Annotated in this window: 16 protein-coding genes and 1 tRNA gene; 7 read left to right on the top strand and 10 right to left on the bottom strand. The window is 34.2% G+C overall.

Translation table 11 applies throughout. From position 1 onward, the window contains the following. Positions 1–7: 7 nt before the first annotated feature. From tpiA to ES675_RS12370, 4 genes are all read right to left on the bottom strand, one after another. A complete protein-coding gene (gene tpiA, locus ES675_RS12385) occupies positions 8–757 on the bottom strand; it encodes a triose-phosphate isomerase (RefSeq protein WP_066254109.1) in 750 nt (249 codons plus the stop codon). A 111-nt stretch (positions 758–868) separates the two neighbouring features. Next, complete coding sequence (locus tag ES675_RS12380; protein WP_148367479.1) at positions 869–1945, bottom strand: ABC transporter permease; 1077 nt, start codon at positions 1943–1945, stop codon at positions 869–871. Positions 1946–1980: 35 nt separating this feature from the next. Continuing rightward, on the bottom strand, positions 1981–3078 hold the full coding sequence (locus tag ES675_RS12375; RefSeq protein WP_066254104.1) for a BT_3928 family protein: 1098 nt from the start codon (positions 3076–3078) through the stop codon (positions 1981–1983). Between the two features lie 80 nt (positions 3079–3158). Continuing rightward, on the bottom strand, positions 3159–3704 hold the full coding sequence (locus ES675_RS12370) for a DUF1599 domain-containing protein (RefSeq protein ID WP_066254099.1): 546 nt from the start codon (positions 3702–3704) through the stop codon (positions 3159–3161). Between the two features lie 182 nt (positions 3705–3886). Here ES675_RS12370 and folP point away from each other — a divergent pair, with 182 nt between their 5' ends. Genes folP through ES675_RS12355 form a run of 3 tightly spaced genes read left to right on the top strand, consistent with a single transcriptional unit; the run spans position 3887 to position 6200 of the window. Continuing rightward, positions 3887–4708, top strand: coding sequence for a dihydropteroate synthase (folP, locus tag ES675_RS12365; RefSeq protein WP_066254094.1), 822 nt, complete (start codon positions 3887–3889; stop codon positions 4706–4708). Between the two features lie 6 nt (positions 4709–4714). Then, the gene (locus ES675_RS12360; protein WP_066254091.1) at positions 4715–5380 is read left to right on the top strand and encodes a hypothetical protein; all 666 of its coding nucleotides are present in this window, start codon (positions 4715–4717) and stop codon (positions 5378–5380) included. 34 nt (positions 5381–5414) lie between these two features. After that, on the top strand, positions 5415–6200 hold the full coding sequence (locus ES675_RS12355) for a diadenylate cyclase (RefSeq protein WP_066254086.1): 786 nt from the start codon (positions 5415–5417) through the stop codon (positions 6198–6200). Positions 6201–6207: 7 nt separating this feature from the next. Here ES675_RS12355 and ES675_RS12350 read toward each other — a convergent pair whose 3' ends face one another. Both ES675_RS12350 and truA read right to left on the bottom strand, forming a co-directional pair. Further along, on the bottom strand, positions 6208–7980 hold the full coding sequence (locus tag ES675_RS12350) for an ABC transporter ATP-binding protein (protein WP_066254083.1): 1773 nt from the start codon (positions 7978–7980) through the stop codon (positions 6208–6210). Beyond that, positions 7970–8719: a tRNA pseudouridine(38-40) synthase TruA gene (truA, locus tag ES675_RS12345; RefSeq protein WP_066254080.1), complete on the bottom strand. Its 750-nt coding sequence runs from the start codon at positions 8717–8719 to the stop codon at positions 7970–7972. Before truA ends, ES675_RS12350 begins: the two co-directional genes overlap by 11 nt. A gap of 106 nt (positions 8720–8825) precedes the next feature. Here truA and ES675_RS12340 point away from each other — a divergent pair, with 106 nt between their 5' ends. Then, the gene (locus tag ES675_RS12340) at positions 8826–9317 is read left to right on the top strand and encodes a metallophosphoesterase family protein (protein ID WP_066254077.1); all 492 of its coding nucleotides are present in this window, start codon (positions 8826–8828) and stop codon (positions 9315–9317) included. A 56-nt stretch (positions 9318–9373) separates the two neighbouring features. Here the strand turns inward: ES675_RS12340 and ES675_RS12335 are convergent, their stop codons facing one another. Next, positions 9374–9784: a DUF4293 domain-containing protein gene (locus tag ES675_RS12335; protein WP_066254076.1), complete on the bottom strand. Its 411-nt coding sequence runs from the start codon at positions 9782–9784 to the stop codon at positions 9374–9376. Between the two features lie 203 nt (positions 9785–9987). On the opposite strand from ES675_RS12335, the gene rho reads away from it, so the two are divergent. Next, positions 9988–11652, top strand: coding sequence for a transcription termination factor Rho (rho, locus tag ES675_RS12330; protein ID WP_066254073.1), 1665 nt, complete (start codon positions 9988–9990; stop codon positions 11650–11652). A 160-nt stretch (positions 11653–11812) separates the two neighbouring features. Here the strand turns inward: rho and rpsT are convergent, their stop codons facing one another. The 3 genes from rpsT to proS all read right to left on the bottom strand — a co-directional run bounded on the left by rpsT (position 11813) and on the right by proS (position 13797). After that, positions 11813–12064 carry a 30S ribosomal protein S20 gene (gene rpsT, locus ES675_RS12325; protein WP_066254070.1) on the bottom strand — a complete coding sequence of 84 codons (252 nt, stop codon included), beginning with the start codon at positions 12062–12064 and terminating at the stop codon, positions 11813–11815. A 25-nt stretch (positions 12065–12089) separates the two neighbouring features. Next, positions 12090–12161, bottom strand: a tRNA-Glu gene (locus ES675_RS12320). Between the two features lie 157 nt (positions 12162–12318). Then, entirely contained in the window at positions 12319–13797 is a 1479-nt protein-coding gene (gene proS / locus ES675_RS12315; RefSeq protein WP_066254065.1) for a proline--tRNA ligase, read from the bottom strand. A 99-nt stretch (positions 13798–13896) separates the two neighbouring features. On the opposite strand from proS, the gene ES675_RS12310 reads away from it, so the two are divergent. After that, on the top strand, positions 13897–14880 hold the full coding sequence (locus tag ES675_RS12310) for a hypothetical protein (RefSeq protein WP_066254062.1): 984 nt from the start codon (positions 13897–13899) through the stop codon (positions 14878–14880). Positions 14881–14909: 29 nt separating this feature from the next. Next, positions 14910–16433: an OmpP1/FadL family transporter gene (locus tag ES675_RS12305; protein ID WP_066254059.1), complete on the top strand. Its 1524-nt coding sequence runs from the start codon at positions 14910–14912 to the stop codon at positions 16431–16433. Positions 16434–16624: the final 191 nt, after the last annotated feature.

Raw genomic sequence — 16624 nt, 5'->3', positions numbered from 1 at the left:
TTTTTACTTAAAACGCATTAACAATAGCCATGAAATCATCCGCATTCAATGCTGCACCTCCAATTAATCCACCATCTACATCTGGTTTGGAAAATATTTCCTGCGCATTATTAGGTTTCACGCTTCCACCATATAATATGGAAACCGAATTCGCCACTTTTTGACCGTATTTATTAGCTAATGTTTTTCTGATAAACGCATGCATATCTTGTGCTTGATCTGGACTAGCAGTTTCGCCAGTTCCAATAGCCCAAACAGGTTCATAAGCTAAAACAATAGTTTTAAAAGCATCTGCATCCAAATGAAACAGCCCATTTTTAATTTGATTTTCTACAACCGTTTCATGATTATTGGACTTTCTATCCGCTAATTCTTCACCGAAACAAAAAATTACACGCATGTCATTTTTTAAAGCTGCATCTACTTTTTTCGCCAATAAATCATCCGTTTCATTAAAATACGCACGACGTTCGCTGTGACCTAAAATTACCGTTTGTATACCAACGCTTTTCAACATACCCGCACTCACTTCTCCAGTATACGCACCACTTTCTGCAAAGTGCATATTCTGTGCTACAACCTCAATATCCGATTGTCTTAAAGCTTCAAATGCATGCCAAAGATTAGTGAAAGTTGGCGCAATCATCATTTCTGCTTCAGACGTTTTTACTTGTTTTTTTAAATTCGTGATTAATAATTCGGTTTGAGACAAATCATTATTCATTTTCCAGTTTCCGGCAACTATTTGTTTTCTCATAATCCTATTTTTATAATACTTTATGCTTATTTTAAAAAATATATTTGACTTGGGCGCTACTTGATTTTGGTTTAAGGATGACTTCAAGAAGTTCTTACTTTCACAAGAACTCTATTCCAACTCTACTTTTGGATCCAACCACGTATAAATAATATCGACAAAAATATTGATAATTATGAAGATTACCGCAATTATCAATACAGAACCCATTATAACAGGTAAGTCTAGTGTGTTTAAAGCATTTACAATTTCTTTACCAAGACCATTCCAACCAAAAATATATTCTACAAAAACAGCTCCTGCCAACATAGATGCGAACCATCCAGAAATGGCAGTTACTACGGGATTCAACGCATTTTTAACAGCATGTTTTCTAATAATTTGATATTCGCTTAAGCCTTTTGCTCTTGCTGTGCGAATAAAATCCTGATTATACACTTCCAACAATGAGTTTCGCATGAGCTGAATAACCACTGCTAACGGCCGAATTCCTAAAACTATAGCCGGAAGTATTAAATTTTTCCATTGAATATGCATGGCTTGGCCATAATCATCCAGTTCATACAGACTCCCTGTCATTTCCAAATTGGTGTATTTATGTAATACAAATCCGAAAAACCAAGCGAATAGAATAGCACTAAAAAATGAAGGCACACTCATTCCAACGGTACTCACAATTTGAATGCCTTTATCCAACCATGTATCCTTATAAATGGCCGAAATAACACCAAGAATAAGTCCTAAAAACAAAGCGATAGTTATTGCTGACACGGCCAATATAGCTGTATTCGGTAAGGTTTCTCCTATAACTTCAGAAACACGTTTACCCTGTTTTGTAAAGGATTCACGTAAATAGGGAAGCTTTAAAACAGTTGTTGTATTCCCAACAGAAAATAAGGCGGTTGCTGCATATTTTCCGGTTCTTAAAAAGGTGTAATCAGTTTCATTTTTAGAATGAAATGATATGGGTAACAAATCGTTTAGATAATAAAAATATTGGGTTGTTTTGGGTTTATCAAAACCGTATTTCTGACGGACGGCATCTACTTGTTCAGCTGATTGATTTTGTCCAAGCATCATTTTAGCTGGATCGCCAGGCAATACATTAAATAATAAAAATATAACCGTTACCACGCCAAAAAGCGTCAGTAATGCATACATGATTTTATGTAATAAGTAGCTTATCAGAATTAAAGTTCTTTATTTTATTATGGTATATAAACTTACAGTTTTATATTCTCAATATCATTCCAATGTGCTTTTTGAACAATGGTTCCTTTCTCTAATTTTACAACACCAGGACTTGCTCTAACAACTGTTTTTAATGCTTTTTCATCACATAAGTAAAAATCGAAATTTAGTTTATGTGTCGCTTTAAATTGTTCTTTTTCTTGTCCTCCAGAGGCCGACAAACCAATTACCGTATAGCCATTTTTAAGGGCTTCATCTGAAAAAGCTTTCAATTTAGCTACACCATCTGGTTCGGCAGTTGCTAAATTATACATGACAATCATGATGAGTTTATCTTCTTGCAAATAATATTCTGTAAGATCTTCATCTTCTGTTTCTATTGAAAAATCGACAACAGATGGTTCATAACCTGGATCAATTACTTTCGATTCTACTCCAACATACTCACCATCAACAGTTGGGTAACTTCCATCGGTTACAAATATTTCTTCGGCTCCATTTACGTTAAATGTCCATGTAAATTCTTGAATGGGTTTTGGCGCATTATCAGGAATAGTCATGCCTTCTTGAATATTAGCACCAACTTTATAAGCTCTGAAATCTATTGCTGGCAAATGCATTAATACATAATAGGCAAATGATAATGACACCAAAAAGCTCAATAAAGCAATGGCAGTTGTTATAACTGGTCTTCCAAATAGCGGCTTAATGTGTTTGATTCCAACTAATAGAATTAAAATAAAGAATAGCAACACAATATCTTTCGTGAAACTTTCCCATGGTGTTAATTTTAAGGCATCGCCAAAACAACCACAGTCTTTAACTTTATCAAAATATGCTGAATAAAATGTTAGAAATGTAAAGAACACAATCATAGCTAATAAACTATAAACTGTAAATTTAGGTTTGTAACCAATGAGTAAGAAAACACCTAATACGACTTCAAAAACAACCACAAGAATTGAAATAATTAATGCGTAAGGTGCTAAAAAAGGGAGATTTAAAACCCCTTCGCCAAAATATTCTTGCAATTTATATGAAAACCCAAGTGGATCATTCAGTTTAATGAAACCTGAAATGATAAAAAGAACTCCTACAAATATCCGACTAAATGCTACAATGTATTTCATGATACTTTAAAATTTAAATTCCCTGTCTATCAACAGGATGGTAAAATTGATGCTATTTTAAACCTAATTAGGTATTATAATTAATTTTTTGCTACGCCCAAATGAATCATTGCAAAAACCGCATAATTAATCATATCTTGATAATTAGCGTCAATGCCTTCACTTACTAATGTTTTTCCTTGGTTATTTTCAATTTGTTTAACGCGTAATAGTTTTTGAAGAATTAAATCTGTTAAACTACTCACCCGCATGTCACGCCAAGCTTCACCATAATCATGATTTTTATCCATCATAAGTTGCTTGGTAACAGCCACTTTTTCTGTGTATAATTTTACGGCTTCTTCTGTATCCAAATCAGGTTGTTCTACCACACCTTTTTCAATCTGAATCAATGCCATAACACAGTAATTTACAATTCCTATAAATTCACTCACTTCGCCTTCATCCACTTTCTGAACCGCATTTTGCTGTAAACCGCGAATGCGTTGCGCTTTTATAAAAATCTGATCTGTTAAAGACGGCAAACGTAAAATACGCCATGCGCTACCATAATCTGACATTTTATTCTCGAAAAGGTTTCTGCAAATAGAAATTACAGCATCATATTCTTGTGATGTATTTGGCATGTGTACTATTGAATTTTGTGTAAATTTCGCTTAAATTGTTTAAAGTTCAAAGTTGAATGATGATTGTTTTTATTTTGATATAAATACCCAACTATTTTAGTCTGAATATCTTAATTTTGTGCTTGATTTTTGATTGATTGTGGGAAGATAACACTTTCAAATTATAAACTAGATAACCTGATATGACCATTAACTGTAAAGGAAACCTGATTGATTTATCAACACCAAAAGTTATGGGAATTCTGAATCTAACACCAGACTCCTTCTATGATGGCGGTAAATACAAAAACAAAAGCGAGGTGTTTTTTCAAGTGGAAACAATGCTCCACCAAGGTGCAACCTTTATTGATGTTGGTGCGTATAGCTCTAAACCAAATGCTAATTTTGTAAGTGAAACGGAAGAGTTAAATAGGATAATTCCAGTAATTCAAGCCCTTGTTTCTGAATTTCCAAATATTCTACTTTCCGTTGATACGTTTCGCAGTGAAGTTGCAAAAGAAAGTATTTTAGCTGGAGCTGCTGTGATAAATGATATTTCGGCTGGAAAATTGGATGATAATATGCTAGAAGTTGTTGGTAAACTGCAAGTTCCTTACATTATGATGCACATGCGTGGCACACCACAAACTATGCAAAACTTAACGGAATACGAGTCGCTTGTAAAAGACATATTATTTTATTTTTCGGAACGTGTATTCGAAGCAAAAAAACATCATATTACAGATATTATAATCGATCCTGGTTTTGGTTTCGCTAAAACACGGGAACAAAATTTTGAGCTTTTAAATCATTTAGAACAATTTAAAATACTTGAGAAACTTCTATTAGTAGGTGTTTCAAGAAAATCAATGATTTACAAAACATTAGAAAACACAGCCAACAACGCCTTGAATGGTACAACTGTTTTAAATACAATTGCCTTACAAAAAGGTGCTAACATGCTTCGGGTTCATGATGTTCAGGAAGCCATGGAATGCATCAAATTAACTAACGAAATGAATTAATGACTTATGAAATATTTTAAATTTTTAATCCCTTTACTTTTCGTTGCTTGCAGTTCTGACAAGGTTATTTTACTTCCTGAAGTACAACAAGCCAATGTTCATGAGGTTTTGGATGTATCACCAGCATATTTATTTTACGATTCTACGGCTGTAAATGGTGTGGAACTAAACAGAAAAAACTTAATCATCTCCACGAATTGGCTGGTAAATGTGGATAAGCGACTGACTTTAAAACAACTGATTCCCGAAATTCAATTTATTCAAAACAAAAAACGAAGTTCTGAATTACATAAAAATGAAGATGCCAAAAATTATTATTCGTGTAATGATACGAGTATTAAAAATCTCGGTTTTATAGAATTTACAGATGTTTATTATCATACGAAAGATTCAGTAGCTTCCTCAAAAAAAGCTATCGATAATTTGAAAGCGAATAGTATAAACATTCAAATAGAATCTTTAAAACTTATCAAACTTACAGATTCTGAACAAACACGAAATTTACAGGAATTGGTTTCTGATTTGCAAACGGATTCACTTTTCAATTCAAAACCAGTAGTTCTTCACCTATCTGAATCTTTAACATTTCAAGATTATATTAGTTTGAAATCAGCTTTGATTTCAGTGACTTCTGAAGATTTGATAGTTGATAACAACGAATTTATTTATTAATCTGAAATTCTTACATTTACAAAAACACTAGCCTTTGGAAATTTTTGACGACCTATTAAAATTTACAGTCATAGACATTATAGATGTTGTTCTTGTAGCAGCACTACTCTACTATGTTTATAAACTGGTAAAAGGAACCGTAGCTATCAACATTTTTATTGGTATTGTTATTATCTACCTCATTTTTTTGGTTACCGAAGCTTTACAAATGAAAATGTTAAGTAAGATTTTAGGCGGTTTCATGAGTGTTGGACTAATTGCTTTGATAGTCGTTTTTCAGCAGGAAATAAGAAAGTTTCTACTTATGGTAGGTTCTACCAATTTCAGCAAACGCGGAAAATTTTTCAAGCAGTTTAAGTTTTTGAAAACCGAAACAGAGAATGAAACGGATGTCCAAATTATTATATCTGCTTGTATCAAAATGAGTTCTTCCAAAACGGGCGCTTTAATTGTTTTAGAACACAATAATAATTTAGATTTCCTAACGACCACAGGTGATGCCATGAATATTACGGTGACGCAACCTATTATAGAAAGCATTTTTTTTAAGAATAGTCCGCTTCATGATGGTGCTATTATTATTTCTAATAATATTGTAAAAGCCACACGTGTTATTTTACCGGTTAATAATGATAAAATTTTACCAAGTCGTTTTGGTTTACGTCACAGAGCTGCTGTAGGAATTACTGAAAAAACAGATGCTTTGGCATTAGCTGTAAGTGAAGAAACTGGTCAAATTGCCTATTTTAAGGATGGTGAATTTATTAGGTATGAAGACACTGATGAATTAATTGAATTGATTAGAAAAGACTTGACATAATTGCGAATTAAGCCACTTCTTCCTCTTTAGCAAATTGGACGTCGTGTAAGTTTTTATAATAACCATTCACCTTTCCAAGAAGTTCAGAATGCGATCCTTGCTCCACAATTTTTCCAGCATCCATAACAATAATTTGATCTGCTTTTTTAATCGTTGCCAAACGATGAGCAATTACAATGGATGTTCTATTCTTAGTTATTTTATCAGTAGCATTTTGAATCAATTGTTCAGAGTAAGAATCAACAGACGATGTGGCTTCATCCAAGACCAAAATACTCGGATTGGTAACATAAGCACGTAAAAACGAAATGAGTTGGCGTTGCCCAGATGACAACATAGCACCACGTTCCTTTACATTATAATGATATCCATTTGGTAAAGTCATAATAAAGTCATGAATCCCGATTGCTTTAGCGGCTTCAATAACATCATCTTCTGTAATACTTGGATTATTCAAAGTAATGTTACTTAAAATAGTATCCGCAAATAAAAATACATCCTGTAAAACCACTGCAATTTGTTGCCTTAAAGAAGCCAATGTGAATTCTTTAATATCTGTACCATCAACTTTTATAACGCCTTTGTTTATTTCATAAAAACGATTTAATAAATTGATAATGGTTGACTTCCCTGCTCCTGTTGCTCCAACAATAGCAATGGTATCTCCAGCTTTTACGTTTAAAGAAATCCCCTTAAGTACTTCTTCATCCGTGACATAACTAAAATGCACCTTTTCAAATTGAATATCTCCTTTAAAATGTGCGGCAACTAGCATTCCTGTATCATCAATTTGTGACGTGGTTTCCAAAACTTTAAACACACGATTAGCCGCAACCATACCCATTTGTAGTGTATTAAATTTATCAGCTATTTGACGCAACGGTCTAAATAACATAGGAATCATCATGATAAATGCTGTTAAATCTCCTAATGTTGCTGTATCATCAACAACCGCATTTAAACCACCATACCAAGCTATTAAACCAATGGTAATAGATGATGATAATTCGGCAATTGGAAAAAATATAGAGTTATACCAAACGGTTTTTAGCCAACCTTGTTTATGACGCTCATTAATTATTTTGAAGTTTTTATATTCGGTGTCTTCACGTGTAAATAGTTGTAAAATTTTCATGCCTGTAACACGCTCTTGAACAAAGGAGTTTAGGTTGGAAACTTCCGTGCGCACTTCCTCAAAGGCCTTTTTCATATACTTCTGAAAAATTCGTGTTGCGTATAAAACCAAAGGCAGCATTAAAAACACAATAATACTCAACTGCCAATTCATATATACCATAACAGCTGAAACGACTATCATGGTTAACAAATCACGAAAAATCATAAATAAACCTTCACCGAAAATAGCAGCAATTCGCTCCATATCCGTTACGGCTCTTGTAATCAAAACACCTACTGAAGAGTTATCATAATACTTCATTTTAAAACGAAGCATGTGGTTAAATAATGTTACCCGAATATCCTTAACAACGGTTTGCCCTAACCAGCTGGCATAAAAGATAAATAGCAACTGACTAATAACTTCAAACAACAATAAGGCTGCCATTAATAAAACATAAGGCAGAAATCCTTCCAAGGTTTTCGTGGCAATATTATTATCAATAGCTTGTTGTAAAATATACGGTCTTGCAGCACTTAAAAGCGCCAATAAAACCACCACGAAAAGGACACCTACAAATACATTATTGTAAGGTTTCATGAACTTTACAAGCTTTTTAAGGAGATTGGTATCTAATAATTTATTATCTGTTTTAGTTGCCATTTTTTATCGTCTCTGGATACGAAATATGAATTAAATACAAACCGTGAGCTGGAACGGAATAGCCTGCTTCTTGTCTGTTTTTAGATTGAATAATAGTGTGTAAGTCGGATACATTAATTTTTCCTAACCCAATATTTATTAAAGTGCCAACAATTGCCCGAACCATATTACGCAAAAATCGATCGGCTTGAATGGTAAAGTGTAATTCATCATCTACCAGTTCAAAATGCACATTCATAATATTACAATTATACGTCTTTACATCGGTATTTGTTTTGGAAAAGCATTGAAAATCTTTATAGTTTAATAAACTTTCAGCTGCTGCTTGCATCTTTGGAATATCAAGTTTTTGCTTTATAAAATATGCGCTTTCAAAATTAAAAGCGTTTTTCTCTAAAGCTATTCTATATAAATACGTGCGACTTGTAGCATGAAAACGCGCATGTGCTTCTGGTACTACAGCAAATATATTCTGTATCGCGACATCTTTTGGCAATAACGCATTGAGTCTATAACACAGATTCTCATTTTCAAAAACAACATCCGAATCAAAATGCGCAAACATGTTTTTGGCATGTACACCTGCATCTGTTCTGCCTGCTCCCATAATAGGTGTTTCTTGGCCTAATAATGTAGACAAGGCTTTTTCAATAACCTCCTGCACCGAAATAGCATTAGGCTGATTTTGCCAGCCATGGTAATCTTTTCCGTAATATGAAAGCGCTATAAAATATCTCAATGGTTTGTGCTATTTTTGTAAAACGCAAAGATAGAATTTTAATCGTTCTTGAAATTTCAAATAAAAGTTAAATAAAAAGAGATTCCTACATTCGTGGGAAGTGAGCATGAAAAAAATACTCCTACTTTCCGATACCCACAGTTATATTGATGATGACGTTTTAAAATACATAAAACAAGCTGATGAAGTTTGGCATGCTGGTGATATTGGCGATTTAAAAGTCACCGATGCTATTAAAGCATTGAAACCTTTAAAAGCCGTGTATGGTAATATTGATGATGAAAAGGCACGGTTGGAATTCCCATTAGACAACCGCTTTATGTGCGAAGATGTTGATGTTTGGATAACGCATATTGGTGGTTATCCAAATAGATATAATGTGAGAATTCGAGACATGATAAAGGAAAATCCGCCGCGTATTTTTATTTCAGGACACTCGCATATTTTAAAAGTCATGCCAGACAAAAAACTCAATTTAATACACATGAATCCTGGTGCAATAGGGAAACACGGTTTTCATCAAGTACGAACCATGTTACGCTTTACAATTGATGGAAAAAAAATTGATAATTTGGAAGTGATTGAGTTTAAGAAATAAAAAAGCCCAAGATCTTCACCTTGGGCTCACGCACTCATACTACTAAGATGAAAGGTTTATCGTAATCGATCTACAGATTTTACGAGATCTTCATCCTTTTTGATGGCCTTATTAGCTAATGCCAATAACACGATAGAAACAATTGGAAGAAAAATCCCAATACCCTTCTCAGAAACAATCGTTTCTCCAGATAAGTTTAGAGATAGATACACAAATAATCCTAGTAAAATAAAGTTTAATATGATGTTCAGTCGTCCCAACATAAATTGCGACTTCCTACTTTTGTATCTTGATATGGAAAATATGGAAAAAAAAGCAGACACCAAAAATAAAGCAAACACATAATTAATATCATCTGCAAACACTTTTACATCTTCAGGAGTGGTCCATAATTCAAACACATAAATTAAACCACCAGAAACAATAGCGGCTAATAATAAAAATAAAGTTTGAATTCGTTGAAGCATTAATTTTCTAATTTATCCAGAGCAAAAATAGCAGTTTCTTTTAAAATTAAACTAAAAAAAAGAAAATAAAGTTGTATAATTGCAGTAATGATTTGCAACTATCAGAGTTGTAAGACATTAATTCTTCAAAAAAAATAAGATCAATTTTTCTTCGGAATCATTCAACTTAACAACATTAAAATAAAACATTCAATTCAACATCAATGTTTGAAATATCTCAATTAAAAGCAATGAAGCTACCTGAATTACAGGAAATAGCTCAAAAACTGAACGTTTCAAAATATCGTTCATTAAAAAAATTAGATTTAGTTTATCAAATTCTAGATCAACAAGCCGCAAACCCTAAAGCAGTAAAAGAAGTTGTAACTACGGAAACAAAATCTGAAAGCACGGCAGAAAAACCCGTTGAAAAAGCACCTAGAAAACGTGTACAGAAACCTGCTCGCGAAAATAAACCTAGTGTGGAACGTTCACCAGAACCTACGGCTCAAAATAGTACAACAGATACTAATCAGGACAGCGCAAAAGAGAGCAATACGCCACAACCTGTTGCAGAAAAGCCTAAAGCTCCTCAAAAACAAAACAAACCAAATCCGAGACCAAAGCCAAATCCACCACAGAAACGTGATGATAAAAATGGTAATACTCGAGATGATAAGCAAAAGGATAACCGTACTCAAAGTCAGAAACACGACAAAAAGAATAACGGCAATAAAGATACACGGAATCGTTATAGAGAACCAGACTTTGAGTTTGATGCTATTATAGAAAGTGAAGGTGTTTTAGACATCATGCAAGATGGTTACGGTTTTTTACGTTCATCTGATTATAACTATTTATCATCCCCTGATGATATTTATGTATCACAATCGCAAATTCGTTTATTCGGCTTGAAAGTTGGAGATACCGTTTTAGGAAATGTGAGACCTCCAAAAGAGGGTGAAAAATACTTTCCACTTATAAAAGTCATCCGCATTAATGGACAAAGTCCAGATGTGGTAAGAGATCGCGTTTCTTTTGAGCATTTAACACCGTTATTTCCTCAAGAAAAATTTAATCTAGCAGAAAAACAAAGCACGATTTCAACACGAATCATGGATTTGTTTTCGCCTATTGGAAAAGGACAACGTGGTATGATTGTATCACAACCTAAAACTGGTAAAACCATGTTATTAAAGGATGTGGCAAATGCTATTGCAGCCAATCATCCAGAAGTTTATCAAATGATCCTTTTAATTGATGAACGTCCAGAAGAAGTAACAGACATGCAACGTAATGTTCGTGGAGAAGTTATTGCTTCTACATTTGACAAAGAAGCGCATGAACACGTAAAAATTGCTAACATTGTTTTAGAAAAAGCAAAACGATTGGTAGAATGTGGACATGATGTAGTTATTTTATTAGATTCCATTACACGTTTGGCAAGAGCATACAACTCGGTGCAACCCGCATCTGGTAAAATATTAAGTGGTGGTGTGGATGCGAATGCGCTACATAAACCAAAGCGTTTCTTTGGTGCTGCTCGTAATATTGAAAACGGCGGATCGTTAACGATAATCGCTACGGCATTAACAGAAACAGGATCTAAAATGGACGAAGTTATCTTTGAAGAATTTAAAGGTACTGGTAATATGGAATTACAATTGGATCGTAAAATATCGAATCGTCGTATTTTCCCTGCCATTGATTTAACGTCTTCAAGCACGCGTCGTGATGATATTTTATTAGACGCAACCACCATACAAAGAATGTGGGTAATGCGTAAATATCTAGCTGATATGAACCCTGTGGAAGCTATGGAGTTTATCAACGAGCGTTTCAAGCAAACTAAAAATAATGAGGAGTTTTTAATCTCTATGAATGGTTAAAATCTGCCTTACTTAATAGAACTAAAAAATGCCTTGAGAATTTCTCAAGGCATTTTTATTTATAAACAAAACTGGATTAAACTTTCAACTTTAGATTTTTCACAATAAAAAAAGCCTCTCACGAAGAGAAGCTTTTAAAATATGAACTTTTCCTCTTTAATTATAAAGAAGCTATATGCAAGGCTAAACCTGACTTCAAGTTAGCAGCCTTATTAGCATGTATAATATTTTTCTTCGCTAATTTATCAATCATAGACGATACGTCAACAAACAATTCTTGTGCTTGCTTCTTGTCGCTAGTGTCACGCAATTTTTTAATTGCATTACGCGTTGTCTTATGCTTATATTTATTAACTAAACGTTTAGATTCGTTACTTCTAATTCTCTTTAACGCTGACTTGTGATTTGCCATTTGTTTCTTTTCTTATTAAAAATTGTAGCCCGTAGGGGAATCGAACCCCTCTTACATGGATGAAAACCATGCGTCCTAGCCGATAGACGAACGGGCCATTTTGTTTTTGAGTGTGCAAATATAAATTTTTATATTTAAATTTGCAAGCCTTTTGTTTGACAAAATAACTCACAATGTTTCCATTGCGGATGCAAAAATACAACTATTTTTAAATGTTGCAACAACTATTTGAACTTTTTTAAAAATATTTTCAATTAGTACGCTTTTGCAAACAGCACACGTCGTTTGGATGGCTTACCAGAGTACACACAATCACCACTTTGCGTGTCAGCTTCCATAGGAATACAGCGAATTGTGGCTTTTGTTATTTCTTTAATTTTTGACTCCGTTTCTTCTGTTCCATCCCAATGAGCCGAAATAAATCCTCCTTTTGTTTCTAAAACAGTTTTGAAAGTTTCAAAATCTTCTACTTCTGTGATATGCGAATCTCTATAATCAAGTGCTTTTTTATATAAGGAAGTCTGGATTTCCTCCATTAAACCTTCTACAGTAGCCGTTAGATTATCTATAGCAATTACTTCTTTAGTTAAGGTATCACGTCTAGCAAGCTCCACAGTTCCATTTTCAAGATCTTTTGGTCCAATAGCTATACGTAATGGCACACCTTGTAATTCGTGCTGCGCAAACTTAGCGCCTGGTCTAAATGTTGTTCTATCGTCAAACTTAACGGTAATGCCTTTTGACCGTAATTCACCCATAATAACATTAACGAGTGTTGTTATTTCTTCTAATTGCTCATCTGTTTTATAAATTGGCACAATAACGACTTGATTTGGTGCTAAATTTGGTGGTAAAACCAAACCATGATCATCACTATGTGTCATAATTAGAGCGCCCATTAATCGGGTTGAAACACCCCAAGACGTTGCCCAAACATATTCTTGCTTTCCTTCTTTAGTTGCAAATTTAACATCAAAAGCTTTGGCAAAATTCTGTCCTAGAAAGTGAGATGTTCCGGCTTGTAAAGCTTTACCATCTTGCATCAGTGCTTCAATACAATAGGTTTCTACTGCACCTGCAAAACGTTCGCTATCGGTTTTTATTCCTTTTATAACTGGTATAGCCATAAAATTCTCAACAAAGGTTGCATAGACATTATTCATTAATTCTGCTTCCTTGATAGCTTCCGCTTCTGTTGCGTGAGCTGTGTGGCCTTCTTGCCATAAAAACTCGGCTGTTCTTAAAAAGAGGCGTGTACGCATTTCCCAACGTACTACATTTGCCCATTGATTTACAAGAATTGGCAAATCTCTATAGGATTGAATCCAACCTTTATAGGTATTCCAAATAATAGCTTCACTGGTAGGTCTTACAATAAGCTCCTCCTCCAATTTTGCTTCTGGATCAACACGGAGTTTCCCTGGTCTATCAGGATCGTTTTGCAATCTATAATGTGTAACAATAGCACATTCTTTAGCAAACCCTTCGGCATTTTTTTCTTCGGCTTCAAATAAACTTTTAGGAATAAATAGAGGGAAATAGGCATTCTGATGTCCAGTTTCTTTAAACATTCGATCTAATTCCGCTTGAATCTTCTCCCAGATAGCATACCCATAAGGCTTAATAACCATACAACCACGAACGGCTGAATTCTCTGCTAAGTCCGCCTTAACAACTAATTCGTTGTACCATTTGGAGTAGTCTTCTTCTCTACTTGTAAGTTTTTTGCTCATATACAGGATTTTGGCACAAATATTGCGACTATGTTAAATATAAGAATAGTTTCGCAAAACTAACTATTTTTGTTATGTTCAACAATAAAATTAAGAGATATGTCCTATAAAAACTACTTTACAGAAAAAATACCCACAATAGCTATTTTAAGCAGCTTGCTTTTAGTGACGGCTTGTGGTACCTACCAACAAGTAGATACTGATAATGATGGAATTTATAGTTCCACTTCAACTTCAGTTGAACAAGAAACCTACGCAGAAGCTAACAATGCCAATAGCAGCACGTATTATGAAAATTACTTTAAAGAAAAATCTTCTGAATTAGAATTGTATACGGAAGATGAAGTTTTTACTGATGTTGATGACTACGAAGGTGATTATGTAGAAAATGATTCTTTACAAGTTGAACGTGATTCTTATGCTGGTTGGGGGCAAGAAAACTCTAATGTATCTATTAATGTTTATGGAGGTGTCGGTTTTTATGATTCTTTCTATTCACCTTTTAACTATGGCTACTCTCCATTTTGGTCTGGTTACGGTTACGGATATGGCTACGGATATTACCCTCCTTATTATGCTGGTTGGGGCTATGGCGGATATTACAGTCCTTGGTATGGTGGTGGATATTACAACCATCAATGGAATGGTTATTATTACCGAAACAATGTTGCCTATGTAAATGGTAGACGCGGTAGTGCATATAACCAATCAGGACGTTATGCTAGTTCTAGATACTATGATTCAGATCGTATTTATAACACGCAAACAAGAAGAAATGCTTCGAAAAGTGATGTCACTAGACGCAGTAGATCTCAATCAACTTATTCAACGCCTAGAACTACACGCTCCAATAATGATGTTCGTACACGTACACGCACACGAACCAACACAAGTACGCCTCAAGTTAGAACAAATAATAACACGAGAACACGCACAAATACAACCAATACAAGGCCAAAAAGTAATAATACTATTAGTACGCCTAGAAGAACCTCATCTCCCTCTATGAGTACTGGCGGAAGTCGCGGTAGTTCAGGTGGTGGTGTAAGAAGTTCGGGCAGTAGACGTGGCGGTGGTCTATAATTAATAATTGAAAAGAAAAATATTGTTATATGAAAAAGATAATCCTACTATCTATGGCACTTTTGAGCATGTCCTTAATCCACGCTCAAGATATTTCGGACGCCTTACGATACTCACAAGATAATGTTCAAGGAACAGCAAGATATAGAGCTTTAAGTGGTGCCTTTGGTGCTTTGGGAGGCGACATGAGTGCGGTAAGTATTAATCCCGCAGGTTCTGCTGTTTTTACTTCAGGACACATCTCTATGTCTCTATCCAATATATACACCAAAAACAAAACAGGTTTTTATGATGGTTACAGCGAATCAACAGGTTCAAGTTTTGATTTAAATCAGACAGGAGCCGCTTTTGTTTTCAATATTAGCAATCCAAATTCAATTTTGAAAAAATTCACAATTGCTGCTGCTTATGATAAGATAAGTGACTACGATGATAATTGGTTTGCTTATGGAAATAACCAAAATCGCTCTATTGGCTCTTATTTTGAAGGCTATGCCAATGGCTTAAGACTTGACGAAATTTCTGGTTTCCCAGGTGAAACCTATTCTCAAGCATACAGAGAAATTGGTAGTATTTATGGTTACGGGAATCAACAAGCTTTTCTAGGATATGAATCTTATATTTTAGAACCTTTAACTGGAGATGATGATAATACGACTTATTCTTCCAATATTGCTCCTGGAGACTATTACCAAGAATACAGTTACGCATCTCGCGGATATAATGGAAAATTCACATTTAATGCTGGTGCACAATTGGGTGAGAAACTATATTTAGGTCTTAATTTAAATTCTCATTTTATAAACTACGAGCGATCAACTTACTTATATGAAAGCAATGACAATGTAGGATCGACGGTAAATAGAGTTCGTTTTGAAAATAATATTTACACAACGGGTTCTGGGTTTTCATTTCAAGTAGGTACTATTTATAAAATAACGGAAAGTTTACGAGCTGGTTTAAGCTACAACTCGCCAACATGGTTTACTATTAATGAGGAATCATCTCAATATGTTTCTACGGTAAGACAAGAAGGCGGTGGAAATGTTTCACAGTTAGTTAATCCGTATATTACTAATATCTATCCAAGTTATAGGCTGCATAGCCCTGGGAAATTCACAGGTAGTTTAGCCTATGTTTTTGGAAACTTTGGTTTAATAAGTTTTGATTACTCACTACGTGATTACGGTAACACTCAATTTAAGCCAACATCTGATCCTTATTTTAGATCGGAAAATAATAAAATGAGTAATTTATTAACTACAGCATCCACGTATAAAGTTGGAGGAGAATATAAATTAAACCGTTTAAGTTTAAGGGCTGGTTATCGTTTTGAAGAAAGTCCTTATAAAAACGGCTCGTTTGAAGGTGATTTATCAGGATACTCCCTTGGTTTAGGTTATAACTTTGGAAATTCTACCAAATTAGATTTAACCTATGACCAAGCGAAACAAACCAATGAAACGCAATTATATAGCGTAGGATTAACTGACAGAGCAAATATTGACTCACGTAACTCGAATGTAACATTGACATTGAGTTTTAATTTATAAAACAAATAAGAGCTAGAAATAAGCTCAAAGTTTATATAAAAGCCCAAGAATCAAATTGATTCTTGGGCTTTTTATTTGGCGTATATTTTCATTACGAATGCGGACACAATTCCTTTTAAAATAATATAAGGAAACCATTTATTGAATGCTTGTTATGCACCGTAAACAGAATGTCAATTCTTCGCAAAACA

The organism is Algorimicrobium algoritergicola (assembly GCF_008086165.1).
Lineage (GTDB): Bacteria > Bacteroidota > Bacteroidia > Flavobacteriales > Flavobacteriaceae > Algorimicrobium > Algorimicrobium algoritergicola.
The sequence above is the reverse complement of the archived record's forward strand: the minus strand, read 5'-3'. Positions and strand labels throughout refer to the sequence as shown.

Bases quoted from the DNA above. Each gene is read 5' to 3' on its own strand.
- rpsT (WP_066254070.1), bottom strand. From the start codon at position 12,064: ATGGCAAATCACAAGTCAGCGTTAAAGAGAATTAGAAGTAACGAATCT.
- ES675_RS12340 (WP_066254077.1), top strand. From the start codon at position 8,826: ATGAAAAAAATACTCCTACTTTCCGATACCCACAGTTATATTGATGAT.
- rho (WP_066254073.1), top strand. From the start codon at position 9,988: ATGTTTGAAATATCTCAATTAAAAGCAATGAAGCTACCTGAATTACAG.
- ES675_RS12375 (WP_066254104.1), bottom strand. From the start codon at position 3,078: ATGAAATACATTGTAGCATTTAGTCGGATATTTGTAGGAGTTCTTTTT.
- proS (WP_066254065.1), bottom strand. From the start codon at position 13,797: ATGAGCAAAAAACTTACAAGTAGAGAAGAAGACTACTCCAAATGGTAC.
- ES675_RS12335 (WP_066254076.1), bottom strand. From the start codon at position 9,784: ATGCTTCAACGAATTCAAACTTTATTTTTATTATTAGCCGCTATTGTT.
- ES675_RS12360 (WP_066254091.1), top strand. From the start codon at position 4,715: ATGAAATATTTTAAATTTTTAATCCCTTTACTTTTCGTTGCTTGCAGT.
- ES675_RS12305 (WP_066254059.1), top strand. From the start codon at position 14,910: ATGAAAAAGATAATCCTACTATCTATGGCACTTTTGAGCATGTCCTTA.
- ES675_RS12310 (WP_066254062.1), top strand. From the start codon at position 13,897: ATGTCCTATAAAAACTACTTTACAGAAAAAATACCCACAATAGCTATT.
- folP (WP_066254094.1), top strand. From the start codon at position 3,887: ATGACCATTAACTGTAAAGGAAACCTGATTGATTTATCAACACCAAAA.
- tpiA (WP_066254109.1), bottom strand. From the start codon at position 757: ATGAGAAAACAAATAGTTGCCGGAAACTGGAAAATGAATAATGATTTG.
- ES675_RS12350 (WP_066254083.1), bottom strand. From the start codon at position 7,980: ATGGCAACTAAAACAGATAATAAATTATTAGATACCAATCTCCTTAAA.
- ES675_RS12370 (WP_066254099.1), bottom strand. From the start codon at position 3,704: ATGCCAAATACATCACAAGAATATGATGCTGTAATTTCTATTTGCAGA.